General features: G+C 68.6%; 18 protein-coding genes and 1 tRNA gene. 11 read left to right on the top strand and 8 right to left on the bottom strand.

All coding sequences use genetic code 11. From position 1 onward, the window contains the following. Nucleotides 1-110 precede the first annotated feature (110 nt). Genes pstC through pstB form a run of 3 tightly spaced genes read left to right on the top strand, consistent with a single transcriptional unit; the run spans nucleotide 111 to nucleotide 3,050 of the window. Nucleotides 111-1,121, top strand: a complete 1,011-nt coding sequence (pstC, locus tag V7053_RS13265) for a phosphate ABC transporter permease subunit PstC (protein WP_443022616.1) — start codon at nucleotides 111-113, stop codon at nucleotides 1,119-1,121. Between the two features lies 1 nt (nucleotide 1,122). Beyond that, nucleotides 1,123-2,229: a phosphate ABC transporter permease PstA gene (gene pstA / locus V7053_RS13260; RefSeq protein WP_334172743.1), complete on the top strand. Its 1,107-nt coding sequence runs from the start codon at nucleotides 1,123-1,125 to the stop codon at nucleotides 2,227-2,229. Nucleotides 2,230-2,270: 41 nt separating this feature from the next. Beyond that, nucleotides 2,271-3,050: a phosphate ABC transporter ATP-binding protein PstB gene (pstB, locus tag V7053_RS13255; protein WP_334172742.1), complete on the top strand. Its 780-nt coding sequence runs from the start codon at nucleotides 2,271-2,273 to the stop codon at nucleotides 3,048-3,050. Between the two features lie 20 nt (nucleotides 3,051-3,070). Here the strand turns inward: pstB and V7053_RS13250 are convergent, their stop codons facing one another. Then, the gene (locus V7053_RS13250; protein ID WP_334172741.1) at nucleotides 3,071-4,081 is read right to left on the bottom strand and encodes an inorganic phosphate transporter; all 1,011 of its coding nucleotides are present in this window, start codon (nucleotides 4,079-4,081) and stop codon (nucleotides 3,071-3,073) included. Nucleotide 4,082: 1 nt separating this feature from the next. Further along, nucleotides 4,083-4,757, bottom strand: coding sequence for a DUF47 domain-containing protein (locus tag V7053_RS13245; protein ID WP_334172740.1), 675 nt, complete (start codon nucleotides 4,755-4,757; stop codon nucleotides 4,083-4,085). 356 nt (nucleotides 4,758-5,113) lie between these two features. Here V7053_RS13245 and V7053_RS13240 point away from each other — a divergent pair, with 356 nt between their 5' ends. Then, nucleotides 5,114-7,654, top strand: a complete 2,541-nt coding sequence (locus V7053_RS13240; protein ID WP_334172739.1) for a helix-turn-helix transcriptional regulator — start codon at nucleotides 5,114-5,116, stop codon at nucleotides 7,652-7,654. Nucleotides 7,655-8,151: 497 nt separating this feature from the next. On the opposite strand, the gene V7053_RS13235 is transcribed toward V7053_RS13240, so the two are convergent. Continuing rightward, nucleotides 8,152-8,814, bottom strand: a complete 663-nt coding sequence (locus V7053_RS13235; protein WP_241056085.1) for a hypothetical protein — start codon at nucleotides 8,812-8,814, stop codon at nucleotides 8,152-8,154. Nucleotides 8,815-8,926: 112 nt separating this feature from the next. Between V7053_RS13235 and V7053_RS13230 the strand changes: the two genes are divergently transcribed. Together V7053_RS13230 and V7053_RS13225 are read left to right on the top strand one after the other, a co-directional pair. After that, nucleotides 8,927-8,999 (top strand) — tRNA-Lys (locus V7053_RS13230). Between the two features lie 96 nt (nucleotides 9,000-9,095). Continuing rightward, on the top strand, nucleotides 9,096-9,650 hold the full coding sequence (locus V7053_RS13225; RefSeq protein WP_334172738.1) for a cysteine hydrolase family protein: 555 nt from the start codon (nucleotides 9,096-9,098) through the stop codon (nucleotides 9,648-9,650). Between the two features lie 18 nt (nucleotides 9,651-9,668). On the opposite strand, the gene V7053_RS13220 is transcribed toward V7053_RS13225, so the two are convergent. Both V7053_RS13220 and V7053_RS13215 read right to left on the bottom strand, forming a co-directional pair. Then, complete coding sequence (locus V7053_RS13220) at nucleotides 9,669-10,073, bottom strand: ImmA/IrrE family metallo-endopeptidase (RefSeq protein ID WP_334172737.1); 405 nt, start codon at nucleotides 10,071-10,073, stop codon at nucleotides 9,669-9,671. Between the two features lie 47 nt (nucleotides 10,074-10,120). Next, nucleotides 10,121-10,627, bottom strand: coding sequence for a hypothetical protein (locus tag V7053_RS13215; protein WP_334172736.1), 507 nt, complete (start codon nucleotides 10,625-10,627; stop codon nucleotides 10,121-10,123). A gap of 201 nt (nucleotides 10,628-10,828) precedes the next feature. On the opposite strand from V7053_RS13215, the gene V7053_RS13210 reads away from it, so the two are divergent. After that, on the top strand, nucleotides 10,829-11,116 hold the full coding sequence (locus V7053_RS13210) for a helix-turn-helix transcriptional regulator (protein WP_334172735.1): 288 nt from the start codon (nucleotides 10,829-10,831) through the stop codon (nucleotides 11,114-11,116). Between the two features lie 14 nt (nucleotides 11,117-11,130). On the opposite strand, the gene V7053_RS13205 is transcribed toward V7053_RS13210, so the two are convergent. After that, the gene (locus V7053_RS13205) at nucleotides 11,131-11,340 is read right to left on the bottom strand and encodes a dodecin (RefSeq protein WP_334172734.1); all 210 of its coding nucleotides are present in this window, start codon (nucleotides 11,338-11,340) and stop codon (nucleotides 11,131-11,133) included. Between the two features lie 63 nt (nucleotides 11,341-11,403). Here V7053_RS13205 and V7053_RS13200 point away from each other — a divergent pair, with 63 nt between their 5' ends. After that, a complete protein-coding gene (locus tag V7053_RS13200) occupies nucleotides 11,404-12,234 on the top strand; it encodes a putative protein N(5)-glutamine methyltransferase (protein ID WP_334172744.1) in 831 nt (276 codons plus the stop codon). After that, complete coding sequence (locus tag V7053_RS13195; protein WP_334172733.1) at nucleotides 12,231-12,623, top strand: LapA family protein; 393 nt, start codon at nucleotides 12,231-12,233, stop codon at nucleotides 12,621-12,623. Before V7053_RS13200 ends, V7053_RS13195 begins: the two co-directional genes overlap by 4 nt. 3 nt (nucleotides 12,624-12,626) lie before the next feature. Here the strand turns inward: V7053_RS13195 and V7053_RS13190 are convergent, their stop codons facing one another. Then, the gene (locus V7053_RS13190; protein WP_334172732.1) at nucleotides 12,627-13,832 is read right to left on the bottom strand and encodes a beta-ketoacyl-[acyl-carrier-protein] synthase family protein; all 1,206 of its coding nucleotides are present in this window, start codon (nucleotides 13,830-13,832) and stop codon (nucleotides 12,627-12,629) included. Nucleotides 13,833-14,011: 179 nt separating this feature from the next. Between V7053_RS13190 and V7053_RS13185 the strand changes: the two genes are divergently transcribed. After that, nucleotides 14,012-14,770, top strand: a complete 759-nt coding sequence (locus V7053_RS13185; protein WP_334172731.1) for an SDR family NAD(P)-dependent oxidoreductase — start codon at nucleotides 14,012-14,014, stop codon at nucleotides 14,768-14,770. 165 nt (nucleotides 14,771-14,935) lie between these two features. Here V7053_RS13185 and V7053_RS13180 read toward each other — a convergent pair whose 3' ends face one another. Further along, complete coding sequence (locus V7053_RS13180; protein WP_334172730.1) at nucleotides 14,936-15,886, bottom strand: D-2-hydroxyacid dehydrogenase family protein; 951 nt, start codon at nucleotides 15,884-15,886, stop codon at nucleotides 14,936-14,938. Between the two features lie 33 nt (nucleotides 15,887-15,919). Here V7053_RS13180 and V7053_RS13175 point away from each other — a divergent pair, with 33 nt between their 5' ends. After that, nucleotides 15,920-16,582 (top strand): pentapeptide repeat-containing protein, encoded by a 663-nt coding sequence (locus V7053_RS13175; protein ID WP_334172729.1) that lies wholly within the window; start codon nucleotides 15,920-15,922, stop codon nucleotides 16,580-16,582. Nucleotides 16,583-16,638: the final 56 nt, after the last annotated feature.

Raw genomic sequence — 16,638 nt, 5'->3', positions numbered from 1 at the left:
GTGATCGATTCGATCAAGGTCAAGTCCTGATCGCTTCCTGGTAGCTCAAGCCCGCTCCGGCCGCTTTGGCCGGGGCGGGCCTTGCGCTGAGTGAGAGAGGACGTGTCAAGATGGCGAGAACCCTCCATGAGAGCCCCCGCGTGACCAAGGGACGAGATGTGACTGCAACCCAGACAAAGACACCAGAGAGCCAAGGGCGGCTCCGGTCACTGTCGTCCCGTCGGGGCGCCACGGGAGACAAGGTCTTCTCTGGCACGTCCCTCGCGGCGGGCGCGATCATTCTCGTGGTGCTCGTGGCCGTCGCCGTGTTCCTCGTCGTCCAGGCGATGCCCGCGCTCGTCGCGCCGCCGAGCCAGATCGCGAACGGGGAGGGCTTCTGGCCCTACATCTTCCCGCTCGTGGTCGGCACCGTCATCGCCGCCGCCATTGCGCTCCTCATCGCCACGCCCATCTCGATCGGCGTCGCCCTCTTCATCTCGCACTACGCCCCGCGGCGTCTCGCCCAGGTCCTCGGGTACCTCATCGATCTGCTCGCAGCCATTCCGTCGGTCATCTTCGGCGCGTGGGGCATCTCGTTCCTCGCACCCGCGCTCGTGCCCGGATACACGTGGCTCGCCTCGGCCCTCGGCTGGATCCCGATCTTCGGCGGTCCCCCCTCGGCCACCGGCAAGACGCTCCTGACGGCTTCGATCGTGCTCGCCGTCATGGTCATCCCGATCATCACCTCGGTCTGCCGCGAGATCTTCCTCCAGACCCCCAAGCTGCACGAGGAGGCCGCGCTGGCCCTCGGCGCGACGCGTTGGGAGATGATCCGCATGGCTGTCCTGCCCTTCGCGCGTCCGGGGATCATCAGCGCCGTCATGCTGGGCTTGGGCCGCGCGCTCGGCGAGACGATGGCTGTCGCCCTCGTGCTCTCCTCGGGCCCGCTCATCGCGAGCCTCATCCAGTCGGGCAACCAGACGATCGCCGCGGAGATAGCGCTCAACTTCCCGGAGGCGAGCGGTCTGAGCCTGAACACGCTCATCGCGGCCGGCCTCGTTCTCTTCGTCTTCACCCTCGCGGTCAACATCGTGGCCCGCTGGGTCATCAGCCGCCACAAGGAATTCTCGGGAGCGAACTGACATGACAGCAATCGCGACCTCTCGGCGCCGTACTTCCCTGACCCGGAACCGGCTTCCGCGCTATGCCCCGTGGGCCTCGCTCGCCGTCGGCCTCATCGTGGGCGCGGCACTCTCCAGCCTCACCGGCTTCAACCTCTTCGGGCTGGGCGTCTTCGCGGCGGTCATCTTCACGCTCGTCTACGTCGCCTGGAGCGGGGCGGTCGAGGGCAGCCGCAAGGCACGGGACAAGTTCGCCACGTGTCTGGTCATCGGCGCGTTCATCATCGTCGTCCTGCCGCTGTTCTCCGTGATCTGGACCGTGCTCGAGGGCGGCATCAAGGGCCTTCTCACGCCGGGCTTCCTCGGAACGTCGATGAATGGCGTGAGCGGCATCCAGGACAACGAGTCGGTCAACACCGGCGGCCGGGTGCTCGGCGGCATCTACCACGCGATCATCGGCACGCTGCTCATCACGCTGTGGGCGACGGTCATCTCCGTGCCGATCGGGCTGCTCACCTCGATCTACCTCGTCGAATACGGCCAGGGCGGCCGGCTCTCGAAGGCGATCACCCTGTTTGTCGACGTCATGACAGGCATTCCCTCGATCGTCGCGGGCCTCTTCGCCGCCGCGCTCTTCGCCACGATCTTCGGGCCTGGGACGGAGACCGGCTTCGTTGCCGCCATCGCACTGACGGTCCTGATGATCCCCGTCGTCGTCCGTTCGAGCGAGGAGATGCTGCGCATCGTCCCGAACGAGCTCCGCGAAGCGGCGTACGCGCTGGGGGTGCGGAAGTGGCGCACCATCCTCAAGGTCGTCATCCCGACCGCGATCTCGGGCATCGCATCCGGCGTCACGCTCGCCATCGCCCGCGTCATCGGCGAGACCGCGCCGATCCTGCTCACGGCCGGCTTCGCGACGAAGATCAACTTCAACGTGTTCTCGGACTGGATGGCGTCGCTTCCGACGTACATCTACTTCCAGATCCTCAACCCGACGTCGCCCTCGAACCCGGGTCCGAGCATCCAGCGCGCGTGGGGTGCCGCCCTGGTCCTCATCGTCTTCGTGATGATCCTCAACCTCGTGGCGCGCCTCGTGGCACGGGTCTTCGCGCCCAAGACCGGGCGCTGAGCGCGCCGCCCCCGATCGACCCTTTCGAACCGAAGGAAAGCATGTCCAAGCGAATCGACGTCAAGGACCTGAACGTCTACTACGGCAACTTCCTGGCCGTCGAGGGCGTCTCCATCAACATCGCCGCGCGCTCCGTCACCGCGTTCATCGGGCCCTCGGGCTGCGGCAAGTCGACCTTCCTCCGCACCCTCAATCGGATGCATGAGGTCCTTCCGGGCGCCAGGGTCGAGGGACAGGTGCTCCTCGACGGGGATGACCTCTACGGCTCGGGAGTCGACCCGGTGGCCGTCCGCAGCCACGTGGGCATGGTGTTCCAGCGCCCGAACCCGTTCCCGACCATGTCGATCCGGGACAACGTCCTGGCGGGAGTAAAGCTCAACGGCGGCCGGCTCTCGAAGTCGGACGCGCAGGAGATCGTCGAGTCCTCGCTCCGGGGCGCCAACCTGTGGAACGAAGTCAAGGACCGTCTCGACAAGCCGGGTTCCGGTCTCTCGGGCGGCCAGCAGCAGCGCCTCTGCATCGCCCGCGCGATCGCGGTCAAGCCCGACGTCATCCTCATGGACGAGCCGTGCTCGGCCCTCGACCCGATCTCCACGCTCGCGGTCGAGGACCTCATCAACGAGCTCAAGGAGCAGTACACGGTCGTCATCGTGACGCACAACATGCAGCAGGCAGCGCGCGTGTCGGACAAGACGGCCTTCTTCAACATCGCCGGCACGGGCAAGCCGGGCAAGCTCATCGAGTACGCGGACACGACGACGATCTTCAACAACCCGAAGGAGAAGGCGACCGAGGACTACGTCTCGGGCCGCTTCGGGTAGATCTCACGCCATGCCGGGCTCTATCGCGCGAAGGGGTCGAGGGCGAGCGCGAGGACGAGCCCCAGAAGTGCTGCCGCGAGCGGAGTCGCGATCCAGAAGGCAACGAGCCGGGTCAGCAGCCGGCCGTTGACGGCGGCGTAGCTCTGGTTGCTCCCCGCGCCGAGGATCGACGCGGCCACGGTGTGGGTGGTTGAGAGCGGCCACTTGAGCCACAGGGCACCGAAGAACAGCATGAGCGTCGTCACGAGCTGGGAGACGAAACCGCGGAGGGGATCCGTGCGGATGAGCCGGTGGCTCAGGGTGTACGTGACCCTCCACCCCCCAGCGAGCGTGCCGATGCCGAGGGTGAGCGCGGCGACCCCCACGATCCATCCCGGTATCGCGGTCCAGTCGGTCTGGTTTCCGATCGCCGCGACGACGAGGACCGCAATGATGCGTTGCCCGTCCTGAAGCCCGTGGCCGAACGCGACGGCCGCGGTCCCCACCGATTGTGCGGCGCGCAGGGTGGCGTGGGCCTGGCTCGGTTGGCTGTAGCGGGCGATCCACGTGGTGAAGCTCGTGAGGAAGAACGCGGCTCCGAAGGCGAGCAGCGGCGAGATGAGCAGCGGGAGCCATACCTGGAGCCACAGGAGGTTTGCCAGGCCATTTTGAAGGGCGTGGCCGAGAAGCACCTCGGCGAGACTTGCCCCGACGAGTCCGCCGACGAGGGCGTGCGTGGACGACGACGGGTAGCCACGCCACCAGAGGTAGACGTTCCACAGGCTCGCGCTCACCACGGTGGCGAGCAGCACGACAAGGCCCCGTGCGCCGTCGGGCGCTGTGACCCAGCTGCCGCCGAAGTAGTTGAGGAGCCATGCGCTCGTGACCGTGCCGATGACGTTGAAGACTGCGGCGAGGACGACGGCGATGCTCGGCGTGAGTGCGCGCGTGCGGACGGTGAGGCCCACGGCGTTCGAGGCGTCGCGGAATCCGTTGAGGAACCCGAACACGGACGTGAACACGACCACCGCGACAAGCAGCGCGATGGTCACCTCAAGACTCCTTGACGATGATCCGGCCTACGTTGGCGCCGACGTCTTTGAGCGCGTGCGCCGCATCGAGAAGCGCCCTCGCCATCTCGATGCTCCGGGCATACGCACTGAGCGAGAGCTCGCGCATGGCGTTGGCGCCCCACAGCCGGTGGGTGTGATTTGCCCTCTTGGCCAGTCGGATCATCTCGATCCAGTAGTCCTCGAGGTCGTCGAGCTGCCCCAGGCCCCGCATCGCGCCGACGGTGAGCTCCGCCTGACGGTTCACAATCTCCAGCTGGTCGGACGCTTCGCGCGCGGGGCGGTCGAGCCGGTTCACGAGGGTGATCTCCCCGACGGCCACGAGATGCTCCATGGCCGCACCGAGACCCTCGGAAAGGTCAAGGAGGTCCTCGCGGGGGAGCGGGTTGACGAAGCTCGTGCGCAGCTGGGTCAGGAGCGAGCGCTGGAGCTCGGTCGCGCGCCGATCGATGTGCATGAGTTCTTCGAAGATCCGCTCGTGCTCCTCCCGGGGTGCGCCGAACATCTCCGAGAGCACCTGGACCGCGAGTACCGACTGTTGCGCGAGATCCGCGAGGAGTTCGAGCGCGGCCGTCTCCTGGGGGAAGAGGCGCAGCTTCATGGTTTCTCCGGGGGTGCGGGCCATACGGCGGGTCACGGGTCCGGCGGCGGCCGGCATGACGCATGCTACGCGAACAAAATGAATTCGGCTGGGACGGCCCTGAGCCGTCATGTATCCGGGAAAACCGCGTCATGGCCCCGACGGGTGGTACTCAGAATGCGAGGGGAACCTGTTTGCTGAGCTGAGAGGCCGAGCACTGATGCCACCCGCCGCCCTACCACGTAGTTGCCAAGCTATTTCCACGGAGAAACGGCTCGTGTCCCACGGAGACCACCAACCAAGCCCTTACTTTCGTCCAGAAGCAGTGCGCGCGGTGTTTGCGTCATCCTTCTCCTTCCAAGCACGAGGGTCACAGCCTTCGGCTCGAGGCCGAAGGCTGCTGGGGGGCAGACAACAGCGAAAGGTCTTCAGTCTTGTTTGAGCAGGTCACTGACCGTGTGCTGCGCTATGTCGCGCGCAATCTCGGGGTTCGGATCGTGGGGGCGCCGGGAAGCGGCCGGACCTCCGTGGCCAAGCGGGTCGTCGATGAGCTCGAGGGGCACGGCACACGCGTGTATTCCGTCTTCGCCACGCCATCGCTGGCCGAGGTGCCGTTCGCCGGGATCATCTCGATGGGAATCGACCTACGTCCCCGCGCTGCCGGCATCCTCGGTATCGCCGACCTCCTCTCCGAGCACGTCTCGCGCATTGGGTCGCGGGTCATCGTCGTCGACGACATCGAAAGCCTGGACCGCGAGTCCCTCGCCGTCATCGACATCGTGCAGAAGCGCACCGAGGTGCCGCTCGTCGTGACCATGGGTGACGTGCCGTTCGAGTCCCGGATCCCCGCCGTCGTCCTCGGCCGCTGGCCCGAAGCGACCGTGGCCCTCGCCCCGCTGCGCTATGAGCAGGTCAACGCACTCGTGCTCCAGATGCTGGGCGCGCCCGCCGAAGTCGACGTGCCAGCCCGCATCCTCGCGAAGTCGGGCGGCAACCTGCGCCTGGCCGTGCGCATCGTCGAGACGGCCGTCCTGAGCGAGAGACTCGTCCTCCGGGACGGGAAGTACGCGATGACGGGTGGCTCGCTCATGAACGAACACCTCCACGCGACCGTCGAGGCCATGCTCCACGGTCTGCGGCCGGAGGAGTTCAAGGCGCTCACGACGATGGCCGTCCTCGGCCCCACGCCCGCCCCCGAGCTTGCCGCCTCGGTGGGCGCGGACGTCCTCGACAGCCTCGAGCACCGGCGGCTCGTCTCTGCTGTCCCCGGTCCCGAGGGTCAGCTGTTCGCGTCCGTGTTCCCTCCTGTCATCGAGGACTACCTCGCGGGCCATGTGCTGAACTCGCGCAAGATCCTCCGTGATTCCCTGACCGGGGGGCTGGACGCGGCGCGCTGCGGGGACGAGGGTGCACCCTCGGACGGCTCGGCCGCCGCGGAGCTCACGGCGCTGAGGGAGGAGCAGTTCAGCAGCCACGCCGCGACCGTCCGCTACTTCCACAAGCGGCTCGAATCGGTCGAGCAGCTCTACTACGCCGCGTGGGAGGCCGAGAGGACGATGACCAATGCGGTGGCCTTCCTCCGGGTCTACTGGGGAGGCGCGATCGACCGCCACCGCATTCGCCGCGTCTTCGAACTCACCGACCCCGCGGGAAGCGCGCCCGCGGATCTCCTGTTCTTCAGCATGACGAGGGCGCTCTGGACGATGATGGACGGGGGCGACCTCGCCGGAGGACTCGCCATCCTCGAGGACTTCGCCAAGGCGCAGCCCGATTGGGCTGAGGAGGCTCGGGCCTTCAGCCTGTTGATCGGGGTCCAGTTCTCGAAGATGCCCGAGGACCTCGACGCCGAATTCGCCCGCCTGCCCGTGCGGCAGGCCACGAGCGGTGTCATCGCCGTCGCGCGCGGTCTGCTCGAGCTGTTCAGGTTGAAACCCGACGCCGCGCTCGCAGCGGTGGACGGTGCCGAGGGCTTCGACACGCTGCCCCGCTTCGAGGCACTCATCCGGGGTCTGGCCCTCTTCGCGAGCGGCCGCGTCGACGAAGCCATCGCGTACTCCCTCGGACGGCGGCGCGCGGCGCTCCGCAACGTGGACCAGTTCACCCTCGTCACGCAGAGCTACGTGGCGTCCCTCGCGCTCCTCTCGCGTGGCCTGTTCGATGAGGCCGAATACCTCATGGGCTGGGCGTTCTCGCTGAAACGTCCGGGCTTCCTCCTCGGCGCGCTCTACAACGCGATGCTGCGGCTCTCGGCGCTCCGGGCCGACGCGGCGTCGTCATCCCTCGGAGAGCAGGCGACCGAGGCACCCGACGTGGGGCCGCTCCCAGGGATCGGCAAGGGCGTCTACGAGCTGGTGGCGCGGAAGCCCCCGAGTGCCGAGGCCTTCGACCAGCGAGCGAGCGCGCTCCTGGCTGATCAGAAGGCGCACGGCTTCATCCTCGAGGCCGTGTATTCCGGGCTCTTTGCGCTATGCCTCCTCCCGACCCCGCGCGTGAAGGCCCGCCTTGAGAAGATCCTGCGCGAACAGGGCATCACGGCGCACGATCAGCTCCTCCGCCTTGCCACCGCCGTCCTGGCGGGTGACGTCGAAGTGCTCGACCGGTTCCCCGACCAATACGAGCCCGACGGAGATACGTATCAGATCGCCATGCTCTTGCGGGGTGCCGTCCGGAAGCACAGGGTGAGCAGTCACGGAGGCCCGATTGTGACGGCGATCGAGCGCGCAGCCGAGCGATTCATGAGGAAGCACCGGCCTGAGGGGCAGTTCATCGTGTTCGAGCCGGGCGTCCCGTATCTGAGCCTCACCGATCGCGAACGCGAGATTGCCCTGCTCGCCGGCAGCCGCAGCAACCAGGAGATTGCCGACCAGTTCGGCCTGAGCGTCCGGACTGTGGAGAGCCATATCTCGAACGCGCTCCGCAAGACCAACGCGGCGTCACGCAAGGCCTTGTTCGAGCTCGTCCGCGGCGACCAGTAGGGACGCCTCCCCGAGCCGAGTCCACTGAGGCTCACCCGCCGCCAGCACGGAGAAGCTACTTGTGGTCCACGTACCCGCTCGCCGCCGCCTCTAGCCTGACAGGAGGCCGTGGCTACTTGTCGCGGATGGGCGCCGGCAACGGGCAGGGGGTGCCCGAGGCGCTCCGCGGCGCCGGGGGAGGCAGCGCGGCCCGGAAGCGCGCCCGAGGTGCTCACATGGGGGCGGGAGAACATGGCACCCGGGCGCGCTTTCCTTTGCTTCGTGCGGGGCAGCGTGAAGGCTCCGCGGCGTTGCCACAGAGCCTTCACGAACGGATCAGGATCACCTGAACAAGTTAGGAGCGCCGAACCGGGAGCGCCTCTCGGCGGAAGGCCGCTCGAAGCGGCTAAAAGTTGGAGCCCGGGGCTACCGCGGTCCGACGCCACCTTCAGTCTTCTACGGGCCTCTGCGGTAGTCAACCTTGACTCCGCGGGGGAGCAGAGGCTACGGGTCTGCTGTCAGTCGAGCTGGCCGCGCCGCCACGCCTTGGCCGAGGCTTCGAGATCCTCGGCAGTCTTGACGAGCTGGTGCGCGTTTCGGGTGAGCTTCGTCGCGTGCTGCGCGTTGCCCCACTCGGCGCTGTCCGCGAGCTTCGCCTGTCCCAGCGCGACGACTCGGCAGAAGGCCGCCGAGCGCTCGAGCGCGACGTCGAAGTCGCCGTCGAACGCCCCCGAGAGGATGGCGTCGGCCATGACAGTGAGTTCGTCGGCGCCGGGCGGCTCGGCGACGCCGGCGACGGCGTGCGAGACCTGTGCGGTGTCCTTGCCGGCCTTGAAGTAGACCGAGATGCGCTCGGGGTCGCTGCGCGTGGCCGCGCGGAGCGCGTAGAGGCGCCACAAGGCCCCGGGAAGGGAGCGTGCCGGGCTCTCGGCCCACATCTCGGCGATCGCGTCGAGGCCCTGCTCGTCGGCGAGCCGGACAAGCCTCCGGGTGATTTCGGGATCGTCGCTCTCGCGTCCCCGCCGAACGAGGGCCTGCGCAGCGAGGTGCGCGGCTTCCGAGACCCGGGCGGGGTCCGCTCCGCCTGCGAAGGGCTCGAAGTCGAGGGGTGCGAAGGGCTTCGGCTTGTGCGGCCTCACCGGACCAGTGCCGTTTCCGGGACCTCCTGGATGCTCGCTCATGCCAAGTACGGTACTCCTGTTGCGCGCGCCTGCCCACGCGATCCGCCGGTAGCCGAGAGTGCTGGGAGGTCCTGCTGCGCTAGAGTACTGAGTGACCGGCCTGCGCCGGTCGGGGCCTTTAGCTCAGTTGGTAGAGCAGCGGACTTTTAATCCGCGGGTCGTGGGTTCGAGACCCACAGGGCCCACCCAGAATGTGCCGGTCGACCACGCGGCCAACCGTTCCTGACGGCGTCATCCGCTCGCGTCCGCGTGAGCGCGCGGTGTGTGGGTACAACGCCCTCATGAAGACCGCCTTACTCGTCATCGACATGGAGAACGCCTTCTTCGAGAACGGCGCCTTGGCCGCAGACCGGGACCGCTTGGTGGGAGCGTGCAACCAGCTCATCGCCGCGGCGCGCGAGAGCGGCTCCCGGATCCTCCTGCTGCGGACCGAGCACGAGCGGGACTGCTCGACCTGGACCCTCTCGATGCTCGACGACGAACAAGGCTTCGCGTTCTGCGGCACCGAGCAGGCGGACCTGCTCCCCGAGCTGGATTCGGCGGGACTTCCGCAGCTCGTCAAGCGGCGAGACAGTGCCTTCTGGGGTACGGACCTCCTGCAGCGGCTGCGCATCTGGGACATCGAACAGCTGCTGCTCGCCGGCGTGTCGACGCACCTCTGCCTCGCCCAGACGGCCTCCGACGCGTACGCGCACAACTTCCGCGTGGCCTTCGCGGGGGACGCGATGGGAGCCGAAACCCCTGACCGGGCGGACGCAATGCTCGAGGTCCTGCTCAAGGAATACCGGCAGACCAAGCTCTCGCAAGAGGAGGCGCTCGCGCTCCTGCAGGGCTGAACAGGAGTTCCCGTTGGATCAGGGGAGCCTCGCGCTCGAGGCGGCAAGGGCCGCGCGCTCGGCGTCGGTGAGGGCTGCGAGCAGGTCGTGCACGACGTCGACCGTCACCCAGAGCTCGTCCGCGAGCTCCGTGGGGTGCTGGGTCCAGCGGTACGCCTCGACGAGACGCTCGAACGGAACGAGCCGGCGGGCAGTCTCCTCCCTGACCCGCCGCTCGACCCGCGGACCTTGGCAGCTCGTGTGCCCGTGCTCGAGATGAACGAGCTCGTGCGTGAGGGCGCAGCGACGCTCTGCCTGCTGGAGGCGCTTGTCGAGCCAGATTCGTCCGCGGCCGTCGGTCCGGGCCAGAGCGCCGTCCGGCATGAGGATGAAATGCAGGGTTACGTGAGTCAGTTCGCGCAGCGCCCCCCAAGGACTGAACACGAGGCCAGACTATGGAACGGGACCGACATTCCTGGCCGAGCGGCCCCTCACTCCTTGTCGGCTGGACCTTGCGATTCTTCACCCCGGTCGGACCATTCACGTTCACGCTCGAGGTGGCCGCCCGGGCCGCTGTAGGCGGCGAGGCGCTGCCACGACGGCGGCAGGGCGTCGTCGTCGTTCGTTCCCGACAGCGACTCCAAGGCGCCCCGATTCAGGTCGACGAGGGCGCGGAGCATCTCGATCGCGGCCCGGCGCGCCTTGGGCGGGAGGTTGTCCACGCCCGGCGGAAGCTCGTCGGCGAACGGGGGCCCGGGAACGGGCTGGCCGGCTGCCGTGAAGGCGACGTCGTCGGTGACGCCGGCGAGCCAGGCGATCGCCCGGATGGTGTTCGGACGCGGCTTGGACTTGTATGTTCCCTGCCGGATGGCATTGATGGTGGTGACGGTGATCTTGAAGCCCGCAGCCTCCGCGATCTCCGCGAGACGCAGGCCAGAGGCGTCACGCTTCGCGGCGGCAGCCTCGACCAAGTCGCGCAGGCTCAACGGCTCGTTCACGGCTCGGCTCTCTCCTCATGCGTGCGACACACCCGACAGGCAACAACCTACACACACATCCTGCCCGCAAAGGAGCGGGCTGAACCGCTTGTGGGCTCAACAAGTAATTGACAGTTCGCTTAATTTAACTTGTAGGATGGGCTCAGGGTGTGGGGAGACCCTGCGACGGGGTCCCCGGCGACCATCCGGAAGGAGAGCCGCATGAAGGTCAAGGACCCTGCGATGCTGCGGAGATGGCGGAGGCAGGAGAACCTCTCGCAGAAGCAGCTCGCGTTCCTGGTGAACCGCTCGCAGACCACGATCCATCTGCTTGAGACAGGCGGCATGGGCAGGCTGAGCGAAGAACTTGCGATTGCGCTCGCGATGCGGCTCAAGCAGCCGTGGAACGAGCTGTTCGAGCTCGAGGAGAAGGAGACGCTCAGCCGCTCGGCACAGAGCCGGAAACGGATCGGGCCGGCGCGCAATCGGCGCGCTGTGGCGAGCGGCTGAGCGGAAGGCAGCCCCTAGCGCTCGAGGCGGAAGCCGATCTTGACAGTGACCTGCCAGTCCGCGACGCTGCCGTTTTCGATATGGCCCCGGACCGACTTGACCTCGAACCAGTCGAGGTTCCGCAGCGTCTGGGACGCGGTTTCAATGGCGTTGCGGACCGCTTGGTCGACGCCGTCAGGGGAGGTCCCGACGATCTCGGAGACGCTATAGGTGTGCCCTGCCATGGTTCCTCCTGACGTTGAGGGCCACGTTGGCCCGACGGGTGATGGCAGACTATCGCCGTGACCATGCCATGGCCAGAGGCGGCCGAGCCCTCCGGCGGGAACGCAGGGGACCCTCTCGCCGCTCGTCTGCGTGCCGCCGGGTGCGTATTCGCCGAAGACGAGGCCCGCCTGCTGCGCGAGGCCGCGGGCGACGACGCCGGACGGCTCGAGACGCTCGTCCAGCGACGTGCCGAGGGCGAGCCCCTCGAGTACGTCCTCGGATGGGCGGAGTTCGGGGGCCTCCGGATCGGCGTCGCACCGGGCGTCTTCGTGCCGAGGCGCCGAAGCGAGCTCCTTGCGCGGCAGGCCGCCGCCCTTGCGCGGACGACGGCGAGCCGGCCTGCCGTCGTCGTCGACCTCTGCTGCGGGAGCGGGGCGATTGGGGCGCTCGTGGCGCACGCCGTCCCGGGGATCGAGCTGTACGCGGCGGACATCGACCCTGTCGCCGTCGAGGTCGCGGCGGCAAACATCGCCGCGTACGGGGGGCGCTCCTTCTGCGGAGACCTCTTCGACGCGCTTCCCCTGGGCCTCAGGGGAGGCGTCGACGTCGTCGCCGCCAACGCGCCCTACGTGCCAAGCGAAGCGATCGCCCTCATGCCGCCCGAAGCCCGGGACTACGAGCCCCTGGCCGCGCTCGACGGCGGCGACGATGGGCTGGCTGTCCAGCGCCGCGTGGTGGCGAATGCGCGGGAATGGCTCGCACCCCGCGGCACGCTCCTGATCGAGACGAGCCGGCACCAGTCCTCGGCGACGGCGGCCCTGCTCCGTGGCGCCGGATTCACGGCCCGCATCGTGCGAGATCCTGAAATCGGGGGAACGATAGTCGAAGGACACGCGATGAAAGGAGCACCATGAGCCAGCAGCCTCAGTCTCCGTCTTCACCTCAGGAACCCCTCCCCGGTCCGAAGCCCGGCCCCGATGGCGCCCAGCCGCAGCCTCCGCGGGACGCTACCCGCACCACGCCTGCGCCGCCGCGTCAGGAGCCCCCTGTCACCCGCGCGGGCGTCGTCTGGGCCGCGGTGGTCGTAGCGCTGATCGTCCTCATCCTGCTGATTGTGTTCTTCCTGCAGAACCAGGACACCGCCCGGGTACAGTTCCTTGGCCTCGACGGCTACGTTCCCCTCGGGCTCGCGCTCTTCATCGCGGCCGTTGCGGGCGGCGTCCTGGTCGCGATCGCCGGCGCGGTCCGAATCCTGCAGTTGCGCCTGCTCGCCCGCCGAGCGAGGCGAGCGCCCAGGCCGTAGCGGCTACGCGCGGCTCAGGACGACCGCCGCGTTGTGGCCGCCGAAACCGAAGGAATTCACGATCGCGGCCCGCGCGTCGACCTCGCGCTTGACGTTGGCCACAACGTCGAGCTTGATGGCCGGGTCGATTGTCGCGACGTTGGTCGTGGGCGGCACAACGCCCTCGCGGAGCGCCATGACCGACGCGATCGCACTGAGGGACCCCGACGCGCCGAGGAGGTGGCCCGTCATCGACTTGGTCGACGTGACCGGGGCATCGATCCCCGTCTCGGCGAGGGCCTCGGACTCGTTGATATCGCCCGTGGGGGTCGCTGTCGCGTGGGCATGCACGAAGTCGATGTCGCCCGGGGCGAAGTCGGCGGCGCGAAGTGCGAGCGTCATCGTCCGAGCCTGGTTCGACGGGTCGGCGCCGACGATGTCGAACGCGTCCGACGTGACGGCGGCGCCGTCCAGGTATGCGTAGATCTCGGCCCCGCGGGCGCGGGCATGCGATTCGCGCTCAAGGACCAGAAGTGCGGCGCCCTCGCCGAGCACGAAGCCGTCGCGGTCGGCGTCGAAGGGGCGCGAGGCGGCTTCGGGCGCGTCGTTCCGCTTCGAAAGGGCCCGGATCTGGCCGAAGGCCGCGAGTGTGAGGCCCGTGATGGCGGCCTCGCTTCCACCGGCGACGACGATGTCCGCGTTGCCGGCAAGGATCATTTCGCGTCCCATCGCGAGTGCTTCCGCACCGGAGGCGCAGGCGCTCGTCGGGGTGCGTGCGCCCGCCTTCGCGCCCAAGTCGATCGAGAGCCAAGCGGCCGGTCCGTTGCCCATGAGCATCGTCACGGTGTGGGGGGAGACGCGGCGGGGCCCCGACGCCTCGAGCACCTGCTCTTGCGCGATCGTCGTCGTGATGCCGCCGATGCCGGTGCCCACCACCACGCCCAGCCGGTCGCCGTCGACCTCGGGACGCCCGGCCATCTCCCACGCCTCGCGGCCCGCCACGAGGGCGAACTGCTCACAGCGGTCGAGCCGCTTGAGCTCGCGCACGGCGAGGGCCTCCGTGAAGGAGTCGGGGACAGTCCCGGCGATCCGGGTGGTGAGGTCCGAGGCCCAGTCAGCCTTGAGAACTGACACGCCCGACCGGCCCTCACGAAGGGACTCCCAGGTCGAGGGCGCATCGGTGCCGAGGGGGCTGACGGCCCCGAAGCCGGTGATAGCAATGCGGTCCATGCGTTCAAGTATTCCTGTTGGGGTACGTTTTCTGCGGTGCGGGAGGGGTCAAGGGCAGTGCCATCGTTTTGGCGGAATCCTACAGATTGACCGCCGGAAGTCTCGCGCGGAGGTGCTCATCTTTGTGTCGGTCCAACAAAGGCGCGGCTTGACACAGGGACGCGACTAGGCTGGGCGACATGACCACGGCGCTCATCACCGGCGCGAGTTCCGGCCTCGGAGCCGAATTCGCGCGCCAGCTCGCTGACCAAGGTCACGGCCTCGTGCTCGTGGCGCGCGATCGCGAGCGGCTCGAACGCCTGGCCTCGGAGCTGCGCTCGCGCTGCGGCGTCGAGGTCGAGGTACTGGCCGCCGACTTGACCGACCAAGCCCAGCTTTCCGCCGTCGTCGGCCGCGTCGCAGACCCGGCGCGCCCGATCGGGATCCTCGTGAACAACGCGGGAATCGGCCTGCTCCACGACTTCGACCGGAACCCCCTCGAGGATGAGGTCCGGCACCTGAGACTGCACGTCGAGGCGACGATGAGCCTGTGTCACGCGGCACTCGGTGCGATGACGGCTCGGCGGGAGGGGCGCATCATCAATGTCGCCTCGATAGCGGCCTATCTGCCGCGCGGATCGTACTCCGCAGCGAAGGCGTGGATCGTCTCGTTCAGCCGCTGGGCCAATATGCACTACAGGCGGGAGGGAGTTCTCGTCACGGCCCTGTGCCCGGGGTTCGTGCACACCGAGTTCCACGAGCGGATGGGGATGACGAAGCAGTTCATCCCGCCGTTCCTGTGGTTGCGCGCATCGCGCGTCGTGCGCGAGGGCTTGCTCGACAACCTCCGCGGGAAGGCCGTCTCGATCCCCTCGAGGCGGTACAAGGCCGTCGCGCTCCTCAGCCACGTGCTGCCGCGGCGGCTTCTTGTCGGGCCGCGCCGTCGCCCGCAGCGCTGACCCCCGCCGTGCTGACCCCCGCAGCGCCTCACCCCGTTGCGCCGTCACCTCCGCACCCACCACCCCGTTGCGCCGTCACGTCCGCACGGTCGGGCGACCGACGGACCCTGCGGACGTGACGGCGCAAGGCTGGGACCCAGACGGGGCGCGACGGCGTGGGCCAGGCTAAGGCAGCTCCATGATCCGGATGGGCGAGCCGGCCGCGAACGCCGCGATGTCCTCGACCGCGTCCCGATAGAAGATCTCGTACTGCTCTTGGGTCACGTAGCCGATATGTGGCGTGAGGACCGCCCTCGGCTCCCGGCGCAGCGGGTGATCCGCGGGGAGCGGTTCGACATCGAAGACGTCGAGGGCGGCGAGTCCGAGGCGCTGGTGGGCGAGTGCGTCGAGGAGCGCACCCTCGTCGACCAGCGGGCCCCGGGAGGTGTTGACGAGGATCGAGTCAGGGCGCATGAGGGCGAGCTCGCTCGCGCCGACGATCCCGCGCGAGCGCTTCGAGAGGACAAGGTGGATCGTGAGGATGTCCGCGGTCGCGAACAGCTCGTCCTTCTCGACACGGCGGACTCCGACCTCGGCTGCCCGCTCCTCGGTCAAGTTCTGGCTCCATGCGACAACGTCCATGCCGAACGCGAGCCCCACCTTCGCGACGCGCGAACCTAGATTGCCGAGGCCGAGCACGCTCAGCCGCCGCCCCTCGAGGCCTCGGCCCACGGTGGTCTGCCATCCGCCCGAGCGGATCGCGCCGAGCTCGACGTCGAGCCTCCGCGACGCCGCGTGGATGAGCGCCCACGTGAGCTCGGCGGCCGGGGCGGGTACGTACCCGGTATGGCACACTGTGATCCCGCGGGCCGCGGTCGCCTTGAGGTCGATCGAGGCGTTCCGCCGCCCGGTCGAGACGATGAGCCGCAGCCTCGGGAGGCGCTCGAGGCGCTCGGAGCGCAGTGGCGTCCGCTCCCGCATCGCGACCACGACGTCGAAGCCGTCGAGCGCGGCCACGACCGCGTCGTCGTCGTGCCCGAGGTGTTCCGCGAAGAAGGTGACGTCCCCGCCCAGCGAATCCCAGTCCGCGAACCGGGCGGCAACGCCCTGGTAGTCATCGAGCACGGCGATCCTCATGGCCCCAAGCCTACGGCGGACTAGGATCGGCGGGTGAGTCCCCGTGCCGAGTCCGCCCGTCCCCGGATGAGCGAACTGCGCCTCAACGGCCTCGTGCCCGGATACGCCGGCGACCTCGGTCCCGGCGAGCGGGCCGAAGGCCTCGCGTTCGACGGCGTCGACCTCACCGAGCGGCGGCTGGCCGGGGTCGCCTTTGTCGAATGCACGCTGGGCGACGTGACGGCGGACGGCGCCGACCTCGCCGGAGCGTCGTTCGTCGAGACCCGGATCGAACGCCTCGGGGCGCCGAGCCTCGATGCTCCGCGCTCGCGGTTCCGCGACGTCGAGCTGCTCGCCTCCCGCATCGGTTCGGGAGAGCTGTACGACACGACGTGGTCCGGGGCCCTCGTGCGCGGGTGCAAGCTCGGGTTCGTCAACCTCCGCGCGGCCGAGCTCACCGATGTGCTGTTCGAAGACTGCGTGATCGGGGAGCTCGACCTCGGTCGGGCCAAGGCGACGCGCGTCGCGTTCGAGGGCTGCACCCTTGAAACGCTTGACGTCACGGGGGCCGAGCTCCGGCATGTGGACCTGCGGGGCGCCCGTCTGGGCAGGGTTGCCGGGATCCCCGGGCTCCGCGGCGCGATCGTGAGCGGTCTTCAGGCGGCCGAGCTAGCCGAGGCGATGGCGGAGCAGCTGGGGATCAGCGTCCGCGACTGAGCTGCCCCTCCAGCCGTTGCGCCGTCAGCTCGGCAGGGTGCGGACCCTGCGGAGGT

The organism is Sinomonas sp. (assembly GCF_036848755.1).
GTDB lineage: Bacteria > Actinomycetota > Actinomycetes > Actinomycetales > Micrococcaceae > Sinomonas.
Note: the sequence above shows the minus strand (reverse complement) of the source record. Positions and strands in the feature narration are given on the sequence as shown.

Excerpts from the sequence above, each read along its gene's own strand:
- V7053_RS13180 (WP_334172730.1), bottom strand. The coding sequence starts at position 15,886 with ATGAGGATCGCCGTGCTCGATGACTACCAGGGCGTTGCCGCCCGGTTC.
- V7053_RS13245 (WP_334172740.1), bottom strand. The coding sequence starts at position 4,757 with ATGCCGGCCGCCGCCGGACCCGTGACCCGCCGTATGGCCCGCACCCCC.
- V7053_RS13185 (WP_334172731.1), top strand. The coding sequence starts at position 14,012 with ATGACCACGGCGCTCATCACCGGCGCGAGTTCCGGCCTCGGAGCCGAA.
- V7053_RS13200 (WP_334172744.1), top strand. The coding sequence starts at position 11,404 with ATGCCATGGCCAGAGGCGGCCGAGCCCTCCGGCGGGAACGCAGGGGAC.
- pstB (WP_334172742.1), top strand. The coding sequence starts at position 2,271 with ATGTCCAAGCGAATCGACGTCAAGGACCTGAACGTCTACTACGGCAAC.
- V7053_RS13195 (WP_334172733.1), top strand. The coding sequence starts at position 12,231 with ATGAGCCAGCAGCCTCAGTCTCCGTCTTCACCTCAGGAACCCCTCCCC.
- pstA (WP_334172743.1), top strand. The coding sequence starts at position 1,123 with ATGACAGCAATCGCGACCTCTCGGCGCCGTACTTCCCTGACCCGGAAC.
- V7053_RS13225 (WP_334172738.1), top strand. The coding sequence starts at position 9,096 with ATGAAGACCGCCTTACTCGTCATCGACATGGAGAACGCCTTCTTCGAG.
- V7053_RS13190 (WP_334172732.1), bottom strand. The coding sequence starts at position 13,832 with ATGGACCGCATTGCTATCACCGGCTTCGGGGCCGTCAGCCCCCTCGGC.
- V7053_RS13205 (WP_334172734.1), bottom strand. The coding sequence starts at position 11,340 with ATGGCAGGGCACACCTATAGCGTCTCCGAGATCGTCGGGACCTCCCCT.
- V7053_RS13210 (WP_334172735.1), top strand. The coding sequence starts at position 10,829 with ATGAAGGTCAAGGACCCTGCGATGCTGCGGAGATGGCGGAGGCAGGAG.
- pstC (WP_443022616.1), top strand. The coding sequence starts at position 111 with ATGGCGAGAACCCTCCATGAGAGCCCCCGCGTGACCAAGGGACGAGAT.
- V7053_RS13235 (WP_241056085.1), bottom strand. The coding sequence starts at position 8,814 with ATGAGCGAGCATCCAGGAGGTCCCGGAAACGGCACTGGTCCGGTGAGG.